Raw genomic sequence first — 1,785 nt, forward strand, 5'->3', positions numbered from 1 at the left:
CGTGTCGACCAGGAAGCGGACCGGGGTGCCGTCCGCCTCCGCCTCGACCACGAAGTGGCCGTGCCGGCCGGCGGTGATGACCACCGAGCCGTCGGCGCCTGCCACCGGCGCGTGCGGCACCAGGTTGCCGGACACCCGCCGCCACACCCCTTCGAGGTCGTGGCGGTAGCTGTAGCCCGCCACCAGCGCCAGCAGGATGACCACCCAGATGGCCCCGTTGCGCACCGCCCGGCCCAGCGAGACGCCGCGGTAGAGCACGCCGCTGGAGCCCACCAGCACCAGCAGCAGCACGCCCTGCACCAGGTCGATGCGCTGGTCCCGGCCGGCCAGCGCCTCCGGGAAGCGCCACACCAGCAGCCCGGCGACGGCGGTCAGCGCCACCGCCGCCAACAGCGCCAGGAGCCAGCGCCGGCTCAACCCGGCACACACCGATAGGTGCTGGTGCGCTTGCGCAGCAGCAGCACGGAGGTCTCCGCCGGCCCGGTCTTCACCCGCACCGCCTTCCGGCCGTGCCGGGCGCAGTGGTCGGCGGCCTGCAGGTCGGCGGCGCCGACCTGGTTGGCGGCGTGCTCGATGACCACGCCCCGGGCGTCGCCCGAGACCTGGGCGCAAGCGCCCAGCAGCAGGGCCAGGCCGCCGGCCGCCATGGCCCTTCGGGTCGCCGCCGTCGCGTCGGTGCTCATGTCCATCACCCCGTTCCGGTTCCATTGCAGTGTAGTCGAAGCCCTATTGATTTGGTACGTTGGCCGCCTTGTCGCAACCGGCCGGCGGGCAACGGCACGGGAGCGCTCAACGTGCGAGGATGCCCGCCATGGAATTCGACACCTGCTTCTCCGACCTGCTGCCCGCGGAACGCGAGCGACTCCGCGAAAAGGCCCAGATGCTCAGCTTCCCCCCCGGCGACGAGGTCATCACCCAGGGCGAGCTGGTCGAGGACCTGATGATCCTCAGCAGCGGACAGGTGCGGGTCACCCAGACCCAAGGGGGCGAGCAGTTGGTTGAGTTCGCCGGACCGCTGGGTCCCGGCGAGGTGCTGGGCGAGATGTCCTTCGTCGACGGCGAGCCGGCCAGCGCCACCCTGGTGGCGGACGGCGAGGTGGAGGTGCTGGCCCTGGCCCGCACCGCCATCGACGCCATGACCGACGCCGACCCGGCCTTCGCCGGACGCTTCTACCGCTCCCTGTTCCTCGACCTGGCCCGCCGGCTGCGGGCCGCCAACAAGAGGCTGCTGGCCCAGCAGTCTCAGACTTAGACCTCGATCCTCCCCTCCTCCACGGCGTGGCAGGCGACGGTGCCGTCGTCGACCTGGCGCAGCACCGGCACCTCGGTACGGCAGCGGTCGTTGGCGAAAGGACAGCGGGGATGGAAGCTGCACCCGGGGGGCGGGTCGATGGGGTTCGGCACCTCGCCCCCCACGGGCGGCCGCTCGCGGCCGGACATCTCCAGGTCCGGGATGGTGTCGAACAGCAGCCGCGTGTAGGGATGGCGCGGCCGCCGGAACAGCGCCTTGGCCGTCGCCACCTCGCACAGCTTGCCGAGATACATGACGCCGATGTGGTCGGACACGTGGTAGACCACGGCCAGGTTGTGGCTGATGAACAGGTAGGTCAGCCCCAGTTCCCTCTGAAGATCGCGCATCAGGTTGAGGATCTGCGCCTGCACCGACACGTCCAGCGCGGAGACCGCTTCGTCGCAGACCACGAACTCCGGCCGCAGCGCCAAAGCGCGAGCGATGCCGACCCGCTGGCGCTGACCGCCGCTCATCTCGTGCGGATAGCGTTCGAC

4 protein-coding genes are annotated in these 1,785 nt (G+C 71.2%); 1 reads left to right on the forward strand and 3 read right to left on the reverse strand.

What is annotated here, in order from left to right:
* Window positions 1-417: hypothetical protein (locus tag MJD61_01635; protein MCG8553979.1), on the reverse strand; the 417-nt coding region annotated here is incomplete at its 3' end.
* Complete coding sequence (locus MJD61_01640; protein MCG8553980.1) at window positions 414-683, reverse strand: hypothetical protein; 270 nt, start codon at window positions 681-683, stop codon at window positions 414-416. The genes MJD61_01635 and MJD61_01640, both read right to left, overlap by 4 nt.
* Window positions 684-811: 128 nt before the next feature.
* Here MJD61_01640 and MJD61_01645 point away from each other — a divergent pair, with 128 nt between their 5' ends.
* Entirely contained in the window at window positions 812-1,252 is a 441-nt protein-coding gene (locus MJD61_01645) for a cyclic nucleotide-binding domain-containing protein (GenBank protein MCG8553981.1), read from the forward strand.
* On the opposite strand, the gene MJD61_01650 is transcribed toward MJD61_01645, so the two are convergent.
* Window positions 1,249-1,785, reverse strand: a 537-nt coding sequence (locus tag MJD61_01650; GenBank protein MCG8553982.1) for an ABC transporter ATP-binding protein, incomplete at its 5' end; no start/stop codon positions are given. The genes MJD61_01645 and MJD61_01650 overlap by 4 nt on opposite strands.

Source organism: Pseudomonadota bacterium, assembly GCA_022361155.1.
Classification (GTDB): domain Bacteria; phylum Myxococcota_A; class Polyangia; order Polyangiales; family JAKSBK01; genus JAKSBK01.

Bases quoted from the DNA above. Each gene is read 5' to 3' on its own strand.
- MJD61_01640 (MCG8553980.1), bottom strand. From the start codon at position 683: ATGAGCACCGACGCGACGGCGGCGACCCGAAGGGCCATGGCGGCCGGC.
- MJD61_01645 (MCG8553981.1), top strand. From the start codon at position 812: ATGGAATTCGACACCTGCTTCTCCGACCTGCTGCCCGCGGAACGCGAG.